14 protein-coding genes are annotated in these 19,534 nt (G+C 42.3%); 2 read left to right on the top strand and 12 right to left on the bottom strand.

Annotated elements, in window-relative coordinates:
- Window positions 1-38 precede the first annotated feature (38 nt).
- A complete protein-coding gene (gene ruvB / locus PP181_RS05410; RefSeq protein ID WP_272636278.1) occupies window positions 39-1,061 on the bottom strand; it encodes a Holliday junction branch migration DNA helicase RuvB in 1,023 nt (340 codons plus the stop codon).
- 96 nt (window positions 1,062-1,157) lie between these two features.
- Here ruvB and PP181_RS05405 point away from each other — a divergent pair, with 96 nt between their 5' ends.
- Complete coding sequence (locus PP181_RS05405) at window positions 1,158-3,422, top strand: acyl-CoA dehydrogenase family protein (RefSeq protein WP_272636277.1); 2,265 nt, start codon at window positions 1,158-1,160, stop codon at window positions 3,420-3,422.
- Here PP181_RS05405 and PP181_RS05400 read toward each other — a convergent pair.
- From PP181_RS05400 to PP181_RS05360, 10 genes are all read right to left on the bottom strand, one after another.
- Entirely contained in the window at window positions 3,419-4,246 is an 828-nt protein-coding gene (locus PP181_RS05400; protein WP_272636276.1) for a GIN domain-containing protein, read from the bottom strand. The two genes, PP181_RS05405 and PP181_RS05400, sit on opposite strands and share 4 nt — an antisense overlap.
- 225 nt (window positions 4,247-4,471) lie before the next feature.
- Window positions 4,472-6,304 carry a cytochrome c oxidase subunit I gene (locus tag PP181_RS05395; RefSeq protein WP_272636275.1) on the bottom strand — a complete coding sequence of 611 codons (1,833 nt, stop codon included), beginning with the start codon at window positions 6,302-6,304 and terminating at the stop codon, window positions 4,472-4,474.
- 39 nt (window positions 6,305-6,343) lie between these two features.
- The gene (locus PP181_RS05390; RefSeq protein WP_272636274.1) at window positions 6,344-7,405 is read right to left on the bottom strand and encodes a cytochrome c oxidase subunit II; all 1,062 of its coding nucleotides are present in this window, start codon (window positions 7,403-7,405) and stop codon (window positions 6,344-6,346) included.
- 31 nt (window positions 7,406-7,436) lie between these two features.
- On the bottom strand, window positions 7,437-8,756 hold the full coding sequence (locus PP181_RS05385; RefSeq protein WP_272636613.1) for a quinol:cytochrome C oxidoreductase: 1,320 nt from the start codon (window positions 8,754-8,756) through the stop codon (window positions 7,437-7,439).
- A 15-nt stretch (window positions 8,757-8,771) separates the two neighbouring features.
- Window positions 8,772-9,332, bottom strand: coding sequence for a c-type cytochrome (locus PP181_RS05380; protein WP_272636273.1), 561 nt, complete (start codon window positions 9,330-9,332; stop codon window positions 8,772-8,774).
- Between the two features lie 2 nt (window positions 9,333-9,334).
- On the bottom strand, window positions 9,335-9,865 hold the full coding sequence (locus PP181_RS05375) for a DUF3341 domain-containing protein (protein WP_138258778.1): 531 nt from the start codon (window positions 9,863-9,865) through the stop codon (window positions 9,335-9,337).
- Window positions 9,866-9,868: 3 nt separating this feature from the next.
- Window positions 9,869-10,033 (bottom strand): hypothetical protein, encoded by a 165-nt coding sequence (locus PP181_RS17735; protein ID WP_419776371.1) that lies wholly within the window; start codon window positions 10,031-10,033, stop codon window positions 9,869-9,871.
- Window positions 10,034-10,108: 75 nt separating this feature from the next.
- Window positions 10,109-11,617: an NrfD/PsrC family molybdoenzyme membrane anchor subunit gene (nrfD, locus tag PP181_RS05370; RefSeq protein WP_419776370.1), complete on the bottom strand. Its 1,509-nt coding sequence runs from the start codon at window positions 11,615-11,617 to the stop codon at window positions 10,109-10,111.
- A 31-nt stretch (window positions 11,618-11,648) separates the two neighbouring features.
- The gene (locus tag PP181_RS05365) at window positions 11,649-14,765 is read right to left on the bottom strand and encodes a TAT-variant-translocated molybdopterin oxidoreductase (protein ID WP_272636272.1); all 3,117 of its coding nucleotides are present in this window, start codon (window positions 14,763-14,765) and stop codon (window positions 11,649-11,651) included.
- A gap of 32 nt (window positions 14,766-14,797) precedes the next feature.
- Complete coding sequence (locus PP181_RS05360; RefSeq protein WP_272636271.1) at window positions 14,798-16,180, bottom strand: cytochrome c3 family protein; 1,383 nt, start codon at window positions 16,178-16,180, stop codon at window positions 14,798-14,800.
- Window positions 16,181-16,410: 230 nt separating this feature from the next.
- On the opposite strand from PP181_RS05360, the gene PP181_RS05355 reads away from it, so the two are divergent.
- Window positions 16,411-16,782: an SPOR domain-containing protein gene (locus PP181_RS05355; RefSeq protein WP_138258782.1), complete on the top strand. Its 372-nt coding sequence runs from the start codon at window positions 16,411-16,413 to the stop codon at window positions 16,780-16,782.
- Between the two features lie 42 nt (window positions 16,783-16,824).
- Here the strand turns inward: PP181_RS05355 and infB are convergent, their stop codons facing one another.
- Window positions 16,825-19,506, bottom strand: coding sequence for a translation initiation factor IF-2 (infB, locus tag PP181_RS05350; RefSeq protein WP_272636270.1), 2,682 nt, complete (start codon window positions 19,504-19,506; stop codon window positions 16,825-16,827).
- Window positions 19,507-19,534: the final 28 nt, after the last annotated feature.

Here is a 19,534-nt window from a genome sequence, read left to right as displayed (position 1 = left end):
AATTAGGTTTGTAACAAGATAAAAAGAAAAACGAAACTTCAGAATAAACCAGGCTGTATACCCCCTTTTATCCTTCCCAAGTGCTTGTAGGCCAACTCGGTCACCTCCCGACCCCTAGGCGTGCGCATTATAAAACCTTGTTGGATTAAAAAAGGTTCGTAGACCTCTTCAATGGTTTCTGCACTTTCCGATACGGCCGTGGCCAACGTGGTTATTCCTACCGGGCCTCCCTTAAATTTATCAATGATGGTGGTCAATATTTTATTGTCCATCTCGTCCAAACCATGGGCATCTACATTTAAGGCCTTAAGACCAAATTTTGATATTTCGATGTCTATTTTACCGTTGCCCTTTATCTGTGCAAAATCTCGAACCCTCCTCAATAAGGCGTTACAGATTCTAGGGGTTCCCCTACTTCTTCCCGCTATTTCTAAGGCCGCCTCATTGGTGATCGGAACTTTTAAAATATCCGCACTTCTTTGAACAATGGTAGAAAGCAATTCCGTATCATAGTACTGTAGCCGACTTTGAATACCGAATCGTGCCCGCATGGGGGCAGTCAAGAGACCCGATCGGGTGGTCGCCCCAATTAATGTAAACGGATTTAGGTTTATCTGCACCGTACGGGCATTGGGGCCCGTTTCTATCATGATGTCGATTTTGTAATCTTCCATCGCGGAATAGAGATACTCCTCCACGATAGGACTCAACCGATGGATTTCATCGATAAAAAGTACGTCCCGTTCATCCAAATTGGTCAAGAGTCCCGCTAAATCCCCGGGCTTGTCCAACACGGGACCGGAGGTTATCTTGATACCTACGCCCAGTTCATTGGCCAATATATTCGCAAGTGTGGTTTTTCCCAATCCGGGAGGGCCATGAAAAAGTGTATGGTCCAAGGCTTCCCCCCTACGATTGGCCGCCTCCACAAAAACCTTAAGGTTTTCCAAAACCTGCTCCTGACCCGTAAAGTCATCAAAACTTACGGGGCGCAAAGCCCTCTCTATATCTAGTTCGGCATCCGAAAAACCGTTTTTGGACGGGTCTAGGTATTCATTCATACATCAACAAAGATAGGCAAACACTCGTTAATTTTTTTTGAACTACTGTTTTCTTTATTCCATAGAATTTCAGGTAGAAATTTGTATTTTCAAAAAATGGAAAAGAAAATTTACACCCCGGGAATCCTTCAATACATTCCCTTTTTTTATGTTATTTGGTCCGATGACCTCGTATCCGCTTCCGAGGTCAATATTGTGGAAAAAGCCATCGAAAAGGATGCGAGCCTATCGAATACCGAAAAAGTTCTTTTGAACTCTTGGTTACAGGTTAAAAATCCTCCTAAGAATGAGGAATTCAAAAATTGGAAACAGACAATTTCCAATTCGGGCATCAAATTATTGGAAGGGGAAACCTATCCGTTGACAACCTTCAGTCAAAAAGTAGTATGCCATTATCACGAAACATGTCCCTTTAACGAACATTTAAAAAATATTGAAGTCAACTTGGGCATCCAACCCAATCACTACAATCATTTGTTCGAGGTGGAAGTTGAACACATGGCCAGTGCCAATACGTATGTAGCCAAGGAGCTTTCTGTCATCCTTAAAGGGAAACACGCCCGTGTCATTGATCGATTTCAAGAATTCATGCAACATTCCAACTTCGATTGGGACGTTCATCGACAGAAAGAAAATTTTAGGGAGGTAGTTTTGGAACAGGTAAAGTTTTTGGCTCAAAACGGATATGGCGCCATGGCGTATCCGAGTGCATACGGCGGTACGGGCGACATGGAAGGGTATGCTACCATTTTTGAAAACCTGATGTACGTGGATGGTAGTTTGACCATAAAATTTGGAGTCCAATTTGGACTATTTGGGGGAAGTATTCAAAAACTGGGCACCAAATATCACCATGAAGCATATCTATCCGATGCGGGACAGGCAACCCTTTTAGGTTGTTTTGCAATGACGGAAACGGGACATGGCTCCAATGTTAGGGGCATCAAAACCACGGCAACCTACAGAAAGGAAGATGACAGCCTAGTTATTCACACTCCCGGTGAGAACGACAACAAAGAATACATAGGCAACGCTTTGCATTCCAAGATTGCCTCTGTTTTTGCACAACTCATCGTTGATGGAAAAAATCAAGGCCTCCATTCCATTTTAGTTCCCTTGAGAAATGAAAAGCATGAACTGCTCCCCGGAATCCGGATAGAGGACAACGGTTATAAGTTGGGTCTGAACGGGGTAGACAATGGAAAGATATGGTTCAACCAAGTGAAAGTGCCCAGAAGAAATTTGCTCAACAAGTACGGTAGCATTACGGACGATGGTGCCTATTATTCGGAAATCGATAATCCAAACAAACGCTTTTTTACCATGTTGGGAACATTGGTGGGAGGTCGTATCTGTGTGGCCCGTGCCGGTCTGGGCGGGGCTAAAATGGCATTGACGATTGCCGTTAAACATGCCCTGAAGAGAAGGCAGTTCAACGATAGCATCAAAATACAGGAAGACCTTTTGATGGACTATCCTACCCACCAATTACGTTTGACACCCTTGGTTGCCAGTGCCTATGTTTATCATGCCACACTGGACAAAATGATGGAGGTTTATTGCGATGAAAGTCAGCCTGACAAGCGCAAGGTGGAGACACAGGTAGCCGGACTAAAATCGATTATTACCTGGTATGCCAACAATACCATCCAAGAGTGTAGGGAAGCCTGTGGTGGCAAAGGATACCTTTTGGAAAACCGTATTGCCGACCTCAAAGGCGATGTGGATATCTTTACCACCTTTGAAGGGGACAACAACGTGCTCTTGCAATTGGCGGCGAAAGGTGTCCTCTCAGATTTTAAATCGGAATTCAATAGTGCAGGTTTCTCTTCCGTTTTAAAGTTGCTGAGCCAGCAATTATCGGATAAATTGGCAACTGTAAATCCCATCTACTCCAACAAGGTGGATAAAGAACATTTGTACAATCCCAAATTCCACAAGCACGCCTTTGATTATAGGACCCGCAGATTGACCTATACCTTGGCAATGCGCATTAGGGATTACATTAAAAAGGGAGTACCTTCCTATCAGGCATTTTTAAAGGTCCAGACGCATTTATTGGCTTTGGGAAAAGCCTATAGTATTGAACTGGCTTATAATACTTATTTCAATTTCACTGAAAACATCCAAGATGAAAAGAAAAGGACCCTGTTTCAAAAATTGGGCACTTTATTCGCCCTCTACGAAATTAGAAAAGATGCCTCTTGGTATTTGGAACAAGGTTATATTGGTGGCACAAAATCCAAGGCCATACGACAGCGTGTGGAACGTCTGTGCACGGAGCTTAGACCCCACATCAATGTACTTGTGGAAGGTTTTGGTATTCCGGACAATTGTTTGACCGCCCCTATTGCCAATTAATTATTTTCCTTATCGAGTTGTGAAGTATCTAGAAAATCCAAAATGGTAATCTTGGGATTTCCATACAGGCTTGTTTTGGAGGAACCTCTTGAAGATAATTGAAAATCCTCCAAAACATTCACCCGGGCATCTGGGGAGTCTTCCAGGATTACGATAGCCTGCTTCGCCTCCAATTGTTCTCCTTTAAGGGTACTTTTTCCGTATAATTTGACCATGAGAAGATCCGTGGCACCCTCCAACTTTGCCGATGCATTTTCATACATGAACAGATTAGTGGTTGCTCCCGCAGAATATACTCTGACATCTATTCGGCCCTTGAGGTTCATCACAAGGGAATCGCTGGCCACATTAAAATCGCCAGAACTAATACCCTCCATATGTATATTAATAATATCCGCCGTAGCATTGAGTTCCAAACGGGATGTCTCCCTAGTTAGGACGTCCAAGCGATCGCCCGAGATAACATCCTCCATACTTATTTCACCGTTGTTCATGGTAATTTTATTCAGTTCTGTGTAATTAACGGTTATATCAAGCTTTCTTTTTGAAGTGATATTATAAAACGAAGAAATGAACAAGGTACTATCCTCCACTTTGAACTTTAAGACATCGATCAAATTATCATCCAGTTCCAAGGAATAACCCTCATTGGAGGACTTTTTCAAGTATACTTTCAAATCATCGTCCAGTTGTATTGAATTAAAAGCAGGAAGGCTTTCCCTAACCTCAACCACATTCCTGTTTCCCTTTATTTTTGGTTTCCTTTGACAATAGGCCTGAATCCCAAATACCAGGGCAAAAACTATAAACAATAACTTTTTCATTTGTTTTTCTTTTATTTACCTTTTAAACATCCGACGAAATTCGCCTATAAACATCTCAGTAAATATTAAGCATGGTTTAGGTTCATTTCATAATACTAGAATACTTAAAACTAAGCACTTTGCTACATAAAGATATTATAAATTAACAAGTAGCAAACCCAAAACGTTTAAAGCAAAAAAAATGCCCGACTATAGTCAGGCATTTTATATTAAATGATCGTTGAATTAATGATTTAATTCTTCTTCGTCTTCCCCTAGCGGAATATGCTGGGGAACGAAATCCTGTCCAGGTATTATATATTCTCCATTGGCATCCACTTTACTGTAATCATAGGCCCAACGATGTACTTCTGGAATTGCACCATCCCAATTTCCATGAATATGTTTTATTTCAGTGGTCCACTCCAAGGTATTTGAACTCCAAGGATTTTTAGGACCTATCTTACCATAGAACATACTATAAATGAAATTGTAAACAAATATTAACTGAGCTGCCCCGGCAATTAAAGCAAAGACAGTCATCAAAACCTGTACGTCAGCTAATTCGTCAAACATTGGAAAAGCGGTGTTTTCATAATACCGTCGTGGAACTCCGGCCATACCCACAAAGTGCATTGGGAAGAAAACACCGTAAGCACAGATTGCCGTTATCCAAAAATGAACATACCCCAAATTCTTGTTAAGCATCCTACCTTCAAACATCTTAGGGAACCAATGATAGACTCCTGCAAATAAACCATACAATGCAGAAATACCCATTACCAAATGAAAGTGCGCCACAACAAAATAGGTGTCGTGCACATTAATGTCCAAGGTACTATCTCCTAATATGATTCCCGTTAATCCGCCAGTAATAAAGGTAGATACCAACCCAATAGAAAATAGCATTGCTGGATTCATTTGCAGGTTACCCTTCCATAACGTTGTTATATAGTTGAACGCCTTTACAGCGGAAGGTATCGCAATCAACAAGGTTGTGAAGGTAAACACGGAACCCAAAAATGGGTTCATACCCGAAATAAACATATGGTGGCCCCAAACAATAGTAGAAAGGAATGCAATTGCCAAAATAGAGGCAACCATAGCCCTATAACCAAATATTGGTTTACGTGCATTTGTGGACATTACTTCTGAGGTAATACCCAATGCAGGCAATAAAACAATATATACCTCTGGATGGCCTAAGAACCAGAATAGATGTTCGTACAAAACGGGGGAACCTCCCTGGTAATGCAATACCTCCCCTTGAATGAATATATCCGACAAAAAGAACGATGTTCCAAAACTTCTATCCATTATGAGTAATAAAGCAGCGGATAGCAATACCGGAAACGAGATAACCCCAATAATTGCAGTAACAAAGAATGCCCAAATGGTTAATGGCAGCCTGGTCATGGTCATTCCTTTAGTACGCAAATTCAGAACCGTTACAATATAATTCAATGAACCCAATAGCGAAGATGCAATGAATATGGCCATGGAAACCAACCAAAGGGTCATTCCCAATCCAGATCCAGGTTGGGCCATTGGTAATGCACTCAATGGTGGATAAATGGTCCAACCGGCAGCAGCTGGCCCAGCCTCTACGAATAACGATAGTACCATAATTACAGAGGACACAAAAAATAGCCAAAAGGATACCATATTCAAGAAACCGGAGGCCATGTCCCTTGCGCCAATTTGGAGCGGAATCAATAAATTACTGAATGTTCCACTAAGCCCTGCAGTTAATACAAAAAACACCATTATGGTTCCGTGCATGGTCACTAATGCCAAATAGATGTCGGCATCCATAACTCCTTCGGGCGCCCATTTGCCCAGAAGGGCTTCAAAAAAGACATTTGATTCCCCTGGCCAAGCCAATTGCATCCTAAACAAAAGGGACATCGCTATACCAATAAAACCCATAATGAGTACCCCAGTAATAAAATACTGTTTGGCAATCATTTTATGGTCTTGACTGAATATGTATTTTGTTACGAACGTCTCCTTGTGATGATGATGCCCGTGATCATCATGTGCGTGATTATCTACATGTACATGTGCTGTTGCTGACATAATCTAGTTTTTTCTTTTATATTATAGACAATTTTTTTCTTATTGGGCACTGGCCGTCATGGTATTTTTAAACGTTTGTTGGCTTGCCATCCATGCATTGTACTCCTCTTCTGTTTCAACAATAATCTTCATCTGCATATTGTAATGAGACTTTCCACATATCTTGTTACAGAGCAAAACATAGTCGAACTCCCACGGGTCTATTACCTCTCCAGTTTCAGCAGATTTTTCCGCCCTAATTTGATTAGTTCTCTTAACCTTATCAACAATATCCGGATTCTGCCTCATTTGTTCCGTGGTGTATGTGGGCGTGAAAGAAAACTCCGTAATCATACCGGGAACACAGTTCATTTGAGCCCTAAAGTGGGGCATGTACGCGGAATGAAGGACATCTTGTGACCTCATCTTGAAGTTCACTTTTCTACCCACCGGAAGGTGTAATTCCTTAACGATAACATCGTCCCCTGCATACGGGTCTGATTCGTCAAGTCCTAAAACATTGGCCTTATCAATATCGATCATACGAACGTTGGCACTTCCCAGAGTATTATCCGCACCTCCATATCTGGCCGTCCAGTTAAATTGCTGTGCGTAAAGTTCTACAATGAGCGGGTCATCATCGTCATTGATGTCCGTAATGTTTGTCCATGTATAAAGACCATATAGAATCAAACCGGCAAGAACAATAACTGGAATGATTGTCCAAATGAACTCCAAGCGATTATTATCGGCATAAAATAGGGCCCTCTTGCCCTTTTCCCCACGATATTTAAAAGCAAAATAATGTAATAGTGCCTGCGTAATTATCTGAACTATAAAGATAATTATCATGGATATCAACATCAACAAATCATAATCCGACCCATGTTCCGAAGCGGCCTCTGGCAAAAGTACCTTACCATACTTTGCAAAGCTAAAAATGGTAATGCCATAAATAAAGACCAGAAAAGCGAACATAAGATATCCGTTGTTCTTGTTATCCTTGTCATTGGCAACCTCTGAATTATCTGTTCTAAGCTGTGACAACTCAAATATCTTGGTCATTTGCCAAATGGCAATTGCCACGAGAACTAAAACAGCTAAAGTCAATAATGTAGTCATTGTATGTATTGATATTATACTTTAAAACTCACTAATAATGAAAGTGTCTACTTTCTTCAATAAATGGATTCCGCTTTGGTTGTAAGGGTACGGTTGAAAGCGCCCTGAACACCCAGAAAATGAACAATCCAGCAAAAAACAATATAGCCCCAATTTCTGGAATACCAATAAACCACTGATCTCCCACAGTAGACGGCATGATGGCATTAAAGATGTCCATATAGTGTCCGGCCAAAATAACGATACCCGCCATAACAACGAACCAATTGATACGTTTATAATCACTATTCATTAAAAGTAATAATGGGAACAAGAAATTCATTGCTACCATACCAAAGAAAGGCAATTTATAATCCTCGATTCTTGTTACATAATACGTGACTTCCTCTGGAATGTTGGAATACCATATTAGCATGAACTGGGAAAACCAAAGATACGTCCAGAAAATACTGATACCGAACATAAATTTAGCCAAATCGTGAATATGACTATCGTTTACATCGGGTAAGTATCCTTTGGATTTTAAGTAGATAGTAACCATGGCTATTACGGTAATACCCGAGACGAACATACTTGCAAAGATGTACCAACCGAACAAGGTACTGAACCAATGTGGTTCAACACTCATAATCCAATCCCAGGACATAATGGATTCCGAAATAAGGTAGAAAACCAAAAATGCAGCGGAAATCCTAAAATTCATTTTAAAGTTTGAGTTATCATTGGATTCATCCTGTTTCAAGGACAATTTTCTAGAATATTCCCTGTAGGCAATCCAACCACCTAAAAAGATAGCCGCCCTAATCAAAAAGAAGGTAGGATTCAAATAACCCGATTTCCCTTGTAACAATTCATCATGGGCAACCACATCTGCGTCCATCCAAATAAACAAGTGGTTCATGTGAAGTACGGACAGCACCAAAATTACGAATACGATAATACCTCCAGGAACCAAATAAGCCGTGATTCCCTCCATAACCCTAAAAAGCAAAGGGGACCAACCCGCCTGTGCCGCCCTTTGTATCGCATAAAAGGCCAACACGCCCAAGGCGATCATCATAAAGAAAAAGGCCGCTACGTACAAGGCCGCCCAAGGTCTATTTTTAAGCTGATCCAATAAATGCTCATCATGTGAGGCACTGTGGTCACCTTCATGACTCGCTGCAGAAGCATGGGAATTTTCCGAGTCGTGCGAAGCAGCGGCTTCATGTCCATCATCGTGGGCGGCAACCATGGCCTTTGCTTCCTCAACGGTACCGGGAGCCATAACAAAACCACCAATAATTCCTAATAACCCTACGGCCATTAATATGATGGAACCTAATTTTAGTCTATTCGAAAACGTATACATAGTATTGTTCACCTATTATTTGGTTAAATCTTGTTTCAGCTTCATTACATACTCGGCTACCTGCCACATTTCTGTCGTGTTCATTTGGGACGCGTACGATCCCATTGAGTTCAAACCATAAATCTGAACATGATATGCCGTACCAACTGTAATGTTTCTTGCTGGATCATCATAGCTGGGCACACCAAGTATTTTTTCCCTTTTCACCAAAGTACCTTGACCATCGCCTTTATCACCATGACATATTGCGCAGTAAATAGTATACATTTCCGCTCCCGCAGCCAAATTGGCGTCCTTGGCCAAAGAATCCAACGGACTTGAATTTAACCTGGCAAGTTCCTTGCCTTCTGGGGAATTCTCAAATTCATAAGGCAACCAACCCCTGTTTATGGTATTTGCCGGTGGAACCATTGCCTCTTGGTTTGAAGGCAAAATATCCACCTCACTGTAAGCTTCATAACCTACCGGTTCATACATGTTCGGCATGTACTGGTAATTTGGTTTACGCTTATCCTGACAAGCGGCAATAACTACCAATAAACATCCTATGACCGTAATTCTTAGAAAACTGTTCATATTCAATGACTGTTTTTTTCTGATATATTAATTTCCACAGCACCAGTACCCGCAAGCAAATCCTTCAACTCCTGTTCGTTCCCATGAATTTCAATTTCCATAACAAAATGGTCATCGGTAGTTCTTACATCGGGATTTTCAGCTTTCTTGAAAGGCCATAACCTACTGCGCAGATAAAATGTAATTACCATCAAGTGTGCGGCAAAGAAGACCGTAAGCTCAAACATGATTGGCACAAAAGCCGGCATGTTCTCTATATAACTAAAGCTTGGTTTTCCACCAATATCCTGTGGCCAATCCTTGATCATAATAAAGTTCATCATTACGATGGCAACGGTCAGACCCACACAGCCATATAAAAAGGAAGTAATGGCTATTCTGGTAGGTGCCAATCCCATCGCCTTATCAAGACCATGCACCGGAAAGGGGCAGTAGACCTCTTCAATGTGATGTTTGGCAGCCTTAACCTTTTTGACAGCATGCATTAGCACATCATCATCATTGTAAAATGCTTGTATAACTTTAGATGCCATAGCCTACTTTTTGTTGTTTAAAATTTTTGCTTGTCCGGCCCAATCATCACGCTGTGCCCTTCCAGGGAAGGAACCAGTAATCGAGTCCAACAAATCATACTCCCTTTCAGTCATTCTTGCCACCTGGGCAAAGGTATAGATACCGATTTCGTTTAAAGTCGCCTCCATCTGAGGTCCTATTCCCTTGACCTTCTTAAGGTCATCTGGAGATTCTTTGGTAGCATCAAAAGTTCCAATGCTGCTTTATAGCTCGTTTACCCCAACCTTGTCGCCCTTGGTTGGTTCAACTTCGCCCATTACCACATCCTGGGTGACAACGGGCTCTTCCTTAACTATAACCCTGTCCGTTGAGATTTGATAAAGCGGCTGACCGGCATCCCTTAGTTTCTTATATTTCTCACCAGATGATTTAAGGATCGACTTAACTTCCGCTTGTGCTATAACCGGGAAGGTTCTCGAGTACAATAAAAAGAGTACAAAGAAGAATCCTATTGTTCCGATAAAAATTCCAATATCCACGAATGTTGGAGAGAACATAGTCCAGGAGGATGGAAGATAGTCCCTATGCAAGGAGGTAACGATAATCACGAAACGCTCGAACCACATACCAATATTTACGACAATGGAAATAAAGAAAGAGAACATTATACTTGTTCTTAACTTCTTGAACCACATGAATTGAGGTGAGAACACGTTACAGGTCATCATGGCCCAATAGGCCCACCAATAAGGTCCGGTAGCCCTGTTCAAGAAGGCATATTGTTCATATTCCACTCCAGAATACCATGCCATGAACAACTCGGTAATATAGGCACAACCAACGATTGACCCTGTAATCATGATTACGATGTTCATTAGCTCGATATGCTGTACCGTTATATAGGCCTCCAAGCTACAAACCTTCCTCATGATAATCAATAAAGTGTTTACCATGGCAAATCCGGAGAAAATCGCCCCTGCAACGAAGTATGGAGGGAAGATGGTCGTATGCCAACCAGGAATTACCGATGTAGCAAAGTCAAACGATACGATGGTATGTACCGAAAGTACCAAAGGAGTTGCCAAACCTGCCAAAACCAAGGAAACCTCCTCAAAACGCTGCCAATCCTTAGCACGACCGCTCCAACCGAAACTTAATAAGCTATATATTTTTTTCTGAAAGGGTAAAATGGCCCTATCACGTAACATCGCAAAATCCGGCAATAAACCTGTCCACCAAAACACCAAGGAAACCGACAGATATGTAGATATCGCAAATACGTCCCAAAGAAGCGGCGAATTAAAATTCACCCACAAGGACCCAAACTGGTTTGGAATTGGCAATACCCAATAGGCCAACCAAGGTCTACCCATGTGAATAATTGGAAAAAGACCGGCTTGGATAACCGAGAAAATGGTCATAGCCTCCGCAGAACGGTTTATAGCCATTCTCCATTTTTGACGGAATAACAACAGTACTGCAGAAATCAAGGTTCCTGCATGACCGATACCTACCCACCATACAAAGTTTGTAATATCCCAAGCCCAGTTAACTGTCTTGTTCAATCCCCAGGTTCCGATACCTGTTGATATGGTATAAATAATACAACCTACTCCCCAAAGAAATGCCACCAAGGCAATGGAAAAAACAATCCACCAATGCTTATTGGCCCTTCCCTCTACAGGAGCTGCAATATCCACGGTTACATCATGGTATCCTTTGTCTCCAAGTACTAAGGGTTTTCGTATAGGTGCTTCGTAATGCGACGCCATAGACTTCTATTATAATTACTTTCTAGTATTGTTACGCTTCGTTGGTATTTCTAACTTTTACGTGATAGAAAACGTTTGGTTTTGTCCCAACATGCTCCAATAAATGGTACATACGGTTACTTTCCTTTAGTTCTGCCACTTTACTGTTCTCGTCATTTATATCACCAAATACCATAGCTCCATTATCACAGGCGGCGGAACAAGCGGTTTGGAACTCTCCATCCTTGATTGTCCTTCCTTCACGCTTGGCATCCAAAATTGTTTTTTGTGTCTTTTGAATACACATAGAACATTTTTCAATGACCCCTCTTGAACGAACATTTACATCTGGATTCAATACCATTTTACCCAAATCATTGTTCATGTGGAAATCGAACTCATCATTGTTGTTATACAAGAACCAGTTGAACCTTCTAACCTTATATGGACAGTTGTTGGCACAATATCTGGTACCAACGCATCTGTTATAAACCATTTGGTTCTGACCCTGCCTACCATGTGAGGTAGCCGCAACAGGGCAAACCGTTTCACAAGGAGCATGGTTACAATGCTGACACATTACCGGCTGGAAAGCTACCTGAGGATTATCCGATGGATCTTCCATTTCACCAAAACCTCCTAGGGAACCATTGTCACCCCAAAGTCCATCCAATTCCTCCTTTTTAGTATTATCCTCCTCAAAAGTATCTTCCGAAGAATAATATCTGTCGATACGCAACCAGTGCATATCCCTAGAAACCCGTACCTCTTTCTTACCTACTACAGGCACATTGTTCTCAGCATGACAAGCAATCACACAAGCTCCACATCCCGTACAGGCATTTAGGTCGATGGACAAATTGAAATGATGACCAATGGAACGATCAAAACTTTCCCAAAGATCGACCGAAGTTGCAGGAACCTCCTGATGGTTCAAAGAAACCTGGGGAACGTGATTCCACTCCGCATGGTCCTTTGTATTGAATATTTCCAAAGTTGTCTCCTTGATGATATCGCCCCTACCCATTAATGTTTTATGAAGCTGGACACAAGCGAACTCATGGTTACCACCAGTCTTTTCAATGGTCACCATCTGATTGGCATTGAATCCTTGATACAGTTTGAAAGCATTGACACCGGTTTGCATCTCTTCTTTCATTCCTGTGGTCTTACCGTAACCAAAGGAGAGACCCACAGACCCTTTTGCCTGACCGGGCTGAACGACGACGGGCACATTTTGAATTGTAACACCGTTGACAGTTAGGTTGACATAATCGCCATCCATACCGCCATTGGCAACATTCACATTCTTAACTCCTAAGGATTCTGCGTCCGCTTTTGAAATAGTGACATAGTTATCCCAGGAAACTCTTGTGATTGGATCCGGAAATTCTTGTAACCATGGATTGCTGGCCTGCTGGCCATCACCCATACCCACTTTTGAATACAAAGTAAGTTCTATACCGCTTCCACTAGTGGCATTGGCCAAACTTCGCACAGCAGAGGCAATTGGCACTGCACTAGTTTCCATTTCTGTCTCTTCTTCAACCGCAACCACTTCACCATCAATATCTATTGCAGTGGCTTGAGCGACAAACACCCCATCCTGCAATGCTTGATTCCAACTTGAACCGTTAAGGATATTGGCACTCCATGTATCTTTAATGTAGTCGTAGTAAGAACTTTCACTCCCCATCCAAGTCAATAAGGCTGACTGGAGCTGTTTTGTATCGAACAACTCCTTGATGGTGGGTTGCATTAAACTGTAATGTCCTTTTTTGAACTGGGCATCTCCCCAGGACTCCAAATAGTGGTTGGAAGCCGCTGTGTATTGAACCGCTTCCGCAGTCTCGTTCCAATTGGTAGTAAACAAAACTGAAAGATCTGTTTTCTCAAGACCTTCCTTAAAGTCGGTAGTATTAGGCAGGGAATACATTGGGTTTACACCATCCATAATCAAAGCCCCAACCCTACCGGATTTCATATCGGAAATCAAACTTTCCAATTGTTTAACGCTTCCTTTTCTAATGTATCTAGGAGCTGATGGGTCAAATGCTTTACTTGCCAACATTTTGTTTATCGCCAAAACAACGGACTGTGCATTTACATCATCCAAACCGGAAACTACCACTGCATTGGAACCCGCTTTCTTAACCTCGGCAGCAATTTGGTCCACAATGGCATCGTACTCAGACGTATTTCCTCCTACTGAGGTTCCGTTTAATTTACCATATAATTTTGCCAGAACGACCTTTTGTGCCGTTGGCGTCAAAGGAAATCTTTTATCAGCATTGGCACCAGTTAGGGACATATTCGCCTCCAACTGTACATGTCTGGACATTTTTCCGTTTTTTGGAACACGCCCTTTGGAATATCCAGAACTATATCCTCCGCCTTGCCAATCCGCTAGAAAATCAGCAGAAAAGGAAATGATCAAATCCGCCTTTTCAAAATCATAATCCGCCAAAGCGCGCTCACCATAAGCCTGCTCAAAGGCCGTTAGTGCAGCATCCTCTGAAATAGCATCATAGGTTACGTGCTCCACATTTTCATTAGTGGTCATCAAGTCCAAAATCAAACGATCCGTTGAAGGACTTGCATACGTCTGCGTAAGCAAAACAATCTTTTTCGCAGAACCCTTAAGACTATTCATTTTTGCAGTTACCGCTGCGTTCAAAGCATCCCACTCAATGGGCTCTCCATTGGCCATAGGACCTTGTAGTCGCGTGCTATCGTACAAAGAAAGTACCGAAGCTTGAACCCTAGCATTGGCGCCACCGCCTACTTTGGCCAAGGTGTTGTTCTCCACTTTAATTGGGCGACCTTCACGGGTCTTGATAAGTACGCTTGCAAAATCAAATCCATTTGCTATGGTGGTGGCATAGTAATTAGCAACGCCGGGAACAATGTTCTCTGGTTGAACCACATAGGGAATGGACTTTATAACGGGCCCCTCACAAGCGGCCAAGGAAGCCGCGGCGGTACTGAAACCAATATATTTTAGGAAATCCCTTCTATTGGTACTTGTTGACGACAAATTTTGTTTATCACCCAAAAAGTCATCCGCAGGAATCTGTTCCACAAATTCATTCTGTCTTAGTGCCTCAACAATGGAATCGTTAGGGTTTAACTCCGCTTCGCTTTTCCAATATTTTTTGTTTGATGCCATACGTAATATCTGTAATTAGCTTCTTATATAAATTAATAGTGACACTTTCCACATTCCAAACCACCCATTTGGGCCGCTGTCAAATTCTCAACACCATACTTTTTGGAAAGCTCTGCGTGAATTTTTTCGTAATACTCGTTACCCTCAACTTTAACGTTTGTTTCGCGGTGACAATTGATACACCACCCCATGGTCAAAGGAGAATATTGGTACATTATCTCCATTTCCTCAACCGGACCATGACATGTCTGACACTCGACACCAGCTACCGAAACATGTTGGGAATGGTTGAAATAGGCGAAATCAGGCAAATTGTGGATTCGGACCCATTCCACAGGCTGTGATTCACCGGTATACTTTTGGTTTTCCTCGTCCCAACCTACAGCCTTATACAACTTCTTGATTTCTTTGGTGTAAAACTCATTGGTATAACCGTTCGCCAAATCCTCAGCCGAAGGCCCCTCAGGATTACCCTTGTACTCGTAAATGGATTTATGACAGTTCATACAGACATTCAAGGAAGGAATTCCGGAGTGTTTGGATACCCTTGCTGACGAGTGACAGTATTTACACTCGATTTTATTATCGCCCGCGTGTATTTTATGGGAATAATGAATGGGCTGGATGGGAGCATATCCTTGATCGACACCGATCTGCATCATCCATCCGTACGCAAAATAAGCACTACCTAACAGTAGAAAAATTACGGTTACCAGTACCAAGAACTGGTTTTGCGCAAAGGCCTTCCAAATTGGAACCCTCTTTTCAGCCCTTTCCTTTTCTATGGAAATTCCATTCGCCTCGGCTATTCTTCGCAAGGTGTTATTTACCAAAAACAACATTACGACCAATAAAGCGAAAACGAGGGCCAAAGCACCCAAAATCATTTCATTGGAAATGCCCCCGGAAGCAGCACCCGCCGTAACCGCAGCAGCTTCTCCGGCAGCCGGGGCTGTAGGAGCCGGTGGCGGAGCAGCCGTATACGCCAATATATTGTCGATATCCTCGTTGGTCAACGTAGGAAAAGCGGTCATAGCCGCTTGATTGTATTCGTTGTATATCCTTACCGCATAAGCATCCCCGGACTTAATCATCCCTGGACTATTTTTTATCCAGGCGTACAACCATTCCCTATCCAACCCCTCTTCTTCGGCCAAACGGCTTTCGACGTTTGCCAGGGCAGGGCCAGTCATCTTGCGATTCAATGCGTGGCAAGCCGCACAATTTTGATTGAACAAAGCCTTACCGGCAGCCGGATCACCATCGGTCGGAGCAGCCTCTGCTGACTCTACAGAAACATCAGCAGACTCCGCAGCAGTGTCTTGCGCCGATAAAGAAACTGAAAAAAGTAGGCTAACTACTAAACTAAAAACAAAGACTTTAGAAAATTGATTGCGGTACGGTACCTTTTTCATACATAGAATATTTCAATCGGAATCTTGGCACGATTTTAGCCCGCATTTTAACGACAAACGGTAAAAAAATGCCTTAATCGATGGCAAAAATACGACATAGACTTTATTTGGTAAAAGGTTAATGTCTTTATACCTTATAATTTATAATTATTCTAAATAGTTAAAAATGCTAACCCTTTATTCCTTAAAAATTTACATTTGCAAAGGGAACTAAAACATCCCATTTTTAGATGAAAAATGTCATTTACATAGCGTTCACCTTACTTTTTGCAACCTTTGCGAACGCCCAGGAAGGTACTATCTCCATTGATCAGGATGTTCAAATAACACAATTGTTGGAGCTTTACAAGAAAACCTTGGACAAGAACGATTATTACAGGATTCAAGTTGGTTTTGTAAGCAATAACGAAAAGGCCCAAGAGATTAAAAGCAATGTGGAAATCGACTTCCCAGATCTACCCTCACAAATTGATTTCGACTCACCTACATACAGAATTCGAGTTGGTAAATTTAAATCGAAATTGGAGGCTGAGCGCAAATTCAACGAGGTGCGGAAAAAATACCCCAATGCCATGCTCTTAAAACCGAAAAAATCGACCTAAAAGGCCGATTTTTTAATTGTTATTCAAGCAATCCGTTTCGCTTTATTTCAACTTCTTTTTAACGGCCACCTCTTGGAAGGCTTCCACAATATCATCTACGTTGATGTCATTGTAGTTCTTGATCTGGAGACCACAATCATACCCTTTGGAAACTTCCTTGACATCATCCTTAAAGCGCTTCAAGGATGCCAGTTCACCCGTGTAAATTACTACACCGTCCCTAATTAGGCGAATATTGGAATTCCTGAATATTTTTCCACTTGTTACCATACAGCCTGCAATAGTGCCAATTTTGGATATTTTAAAGGTCTCCCTGATTTCGGCAGTACCGGTAATCTCCTCTTTCATTTCCGGGGAAAGCATGCCTTCCATCGCATCTTTCAAATCATTTATGGCGTCGTAAATAATGGAATACATCCTGATGTCTATCTCCTCATTTTCGGCCATGGCCTTGGCATTGCCCATCGGCCTAACATTAAATCCTATGATGATAGCATCCGAGGCGGAGGCCAATAAAACATCGGACTCCGTAATAGGCCCAACAGCTTTGTAGATAATGTTCACCTGGATTTCATCGGTAGACAGTTTCTGGAACGAATCAGTCAAAGCTTCAACGGAACCATCCACATCACCTTTAAGTATAATGTTCAATTCCTTGAATTCGCCCAAGGCTATACGTCTTCCAATTTCATCCAATGTGATATGACGCTGAGTCCTGACCGATTGCTCCCGCTGTAATTGGGACCTTCTGGCCGCAATCTGCTTGGCCTCACGCTCATCTTGTAGGACATGGAACTTATCACCTGCTTGTGGCGCACCGTCCAAACCTAAGATGGATATAGGTTGCGATGGACCGACCTTGGTAACGCTCTTTCCTCGCTCGTCCTGCATGGCCTTTACCTTTCCACTGGTTGTTCCGGCCAAAACATAATCCCCAATATTCAAGGAACCAGCCTGCACCAAGATTGTCGATACATATCCTTTTCCTTTGTCCAAAAACGCCTCTACTACCGTACCAGAAGCCAATTTGTTGGGATTGGCCTTTAATTCCAATAATTCGGCCTCCAATAATACCTTTTCCAAAAGCTCCTGAACACCCTGCCCTGTCTTGGCTGAAATGTCATGTGACTGAATTTTACCGCCCCAATCTTCCACCAATAAATTCATCTGGGCAAGTCCTTCCTTAATTTTATCGGGATTTGCCGTTGGCTTATCGACCTTATTGATAGCAAATACAATAGGCACACCTGCAGCTTGCGCATGACTTATGGCCTCTTTAGTTTGCGGCATAATATCATCATCCGCGGCAATTACAATAATTGCAATGTCCGTCACCTGAGCACCCCTTGCACGCATCGCCGTAAAAGCTTCGTGACCCGGTGTATCCAAAAATGAAATTTTTTGACCATTGTCCAAGGTGACAGCATAGGCCCCAATATGTTGGGTAATACCCCCGCTTTCACCAGCAATTACATTCTCTTCCCTAATGTAGTCAAGCAAAGATGTCTTACCATGGTCCACATGTCCCATTACCGTAACAATAGGTGCCCTAGGCTCCAAATCCTCGGGAGCATCCGCTTCCTCAACTATACTCTCCTCAATATCCGCCGTCACGAATTCTACCTCATAGCCGAACTCTTCCGCAACAATCGAAAGTGTTTCCGCATCCAATCGCTGGTTCATAGTAACCATGATACCCAATGACATACAGGCCGAAATAATCTCTGTAGTGGAAACATCCATCATCGTTGCAACCTCACTGGCGGTAACAAATTCGGTAACCTTAAGGATTTTACTTTCCAGTTCTTGTTGCTCCAGGTCTTTTTCCGTTTGCTGACGGTGTTGATCTCTCTTATCCCTTCTATACTTGGCACCTTTGCCTTTTTTGGATTTTCCTTGCAGTTTCTCCAAGGTCTCACGCACCTGCTTTTGAACATCTTCCTCAGTAGGCTCTACCTTGGAAGCCGCAAAGCGTCTATTGCCCTTGCGGTCGTTGGAATTACCACCCTTAGATTGACCGGGACCCGATGTATTTTTACTTACAATACGCTTTCTACGCTTCTTACGGTCTGAACTGTCCGAACTACTTTTCTCTTCCTTCTTCTTTTTCGGCTTCTGGAATTTGGAAAGGTCTATTTTATCGCCCGTAATTTTTGGTCCGGATAACTTCTTGTACTGGGTCTCCAAGGTTTCGGGCGCATCTGATTTAATTTCAGGCGCTACCTCTTTCGGCTTGTCAGCTACAGGTGTTTCGGCTTGCGGTTTTATTTCTACCTTCTTTTCTTCGGATACCTTTTCCGGTTCCTGTACCTTTTTTTCCTCCTTTGGTTTAGGAGGCTCTTCCTTTTTCTTAGGGTTTAGGTCGATTTTACCAACCGTTTTGGGTCCGGCAAGCTCCACTTTTCCCGTAAGTCTATTTTCTTCTTGGGCAGCATTTCTTTTTTCACGTGCCAATCTTCGTTCTTCCTGCTCCTGCTCCAATTGGACCCGTATGGCTTCCTTCTCCTTTCGCTTTTCCTCCCCTACCTCTTTTGAAGCAACTTTCTTGCTCTTATCGGTCTGGAACTCGTCCAATAGCACTTGATATACCTCATCGGAGATTTTTGTGGTCGGCCTTGCGTCCACATCATGTCCTTTGCTGTTCAAGTAATCTACTGCCCTGTCCAAGGAGATATTAAGCTCTCGAAGAACTTTATTAAGTCTTATTTTTGGATTATCTGCCATAAATACTGATTCCCGTTCTTTTATTTAT

It is taken from the genome of Maribacter sp. PR66 (genome assembly GCF_028464205.1).
Classification (GTDB): Bacteria; Bacteroidota; Bacteroidia; order Flavobacteriales; family Flavobacteriaceae; genus Maribacter; species Maribacter flavus.
This window is presented reverse-complemented; position numbering and strand designations above follow the sequence as displayed.

Excerpts from the sequence above, each read along its gene's own strand:
- ruvB (WP_272636278.1), bottom strand. The coding sequence starts at position 1,061 with ATGAATGAATACCTAGACCCGTCCAAAAACGGTTTTTCGGATGCCGAA.
- PP181_RS05405 (WP_272636277.1), top strand. The coding sequence starts at position 1,158 with ATGGAAAAGAAAATTTACACCCCGGGAATCCTTCAATACATTCCCTTT.
- PP181_RS05400 (WP_272636276.1), bottom strand. The coding sequence starts at position 4,246 with ATGAAAAAGTTATTGTTTATAGTTTTTGCCCTGGTATTTGGGATTCAG.
- PP181_RS05395 (WP_272636275.1), bottom strand. The coding sequence starts at position 6,304 with ATGTCAGCAACAGCACATGTACATGTAGATAATCACGCACATGATGAT.
- PP181_RS05390 (WP_272636274.1), bottom strand. The coding sequence starts at position 7,405 with ATGACTACATTATTGACTTTAGCTGTTTTAGTTCTCGTGGCAATTGCC.
- PP181_RS05385 (WP_272636613.1), bottom strand. The coding sequence starts at position 8,756 with ATGTATACGTTTTCGAATAGACTAAAATTAGGTTCCATCATATTAATG.
- PP181_RS05380 (WP_272636273.1), bottom strand. The coding sequence starts at position 9,332 with ATGAACAGTTTTCTAAGAATTACGGTCATAGGATGTTTATTGGTAGTT.
- PP181_RS05375 (WP_138258778.1), bottom strand. The coding sequence starts at position 9,865 with ATGGCATCTAAAGTTATACAAGCATTTTACAATGATGATGATGTGCTA.
- PP181_RS17735 (WP_419776371.1), bottom strand. The coding sequence starts at position 10,033 with ATGGAGGCGACTTTAAACGAAATCGGTATCTATACCTTTGCCCAGGTG.
- nrfD (WP_419776370.1), bottom strand. The coding sequence starts at position 11,617 with ATGGCGTCGCATTACGAAGCACCTATACGAAAACCCTTAGTACTTGGA.
- PP181_RS05365 (WP_272636272.1), bottom strand. The coding sequence starts at position 14,765 with ATGGCATCAAACAAAAAATATTGGAAAAGCGAAGCGGAGTTAAACCCT.
- PP181_RS05360 (WP_272636271.1), bottom strand. The coding sequence starts at position 16,180 with ATGAAAAAGGTACCGTACCGCAATCAATTTTCTAAAGTCTTTGTTTTT.
- PP181_RS05355 (WP_138258782.1), top strand. The coding sequence starts at position 16,411 with ATGAAAAATGTCATTTACATAGCGTTCACCTTACTTTTTGCAACCTTT.
- infB (WP_272636270.1), bottom strand. The coding sequence starts at position 19,506 with ATGGCAGATAATCCAAAAATAAGACTTAATAAAGTTCTTCGAGAGCTT.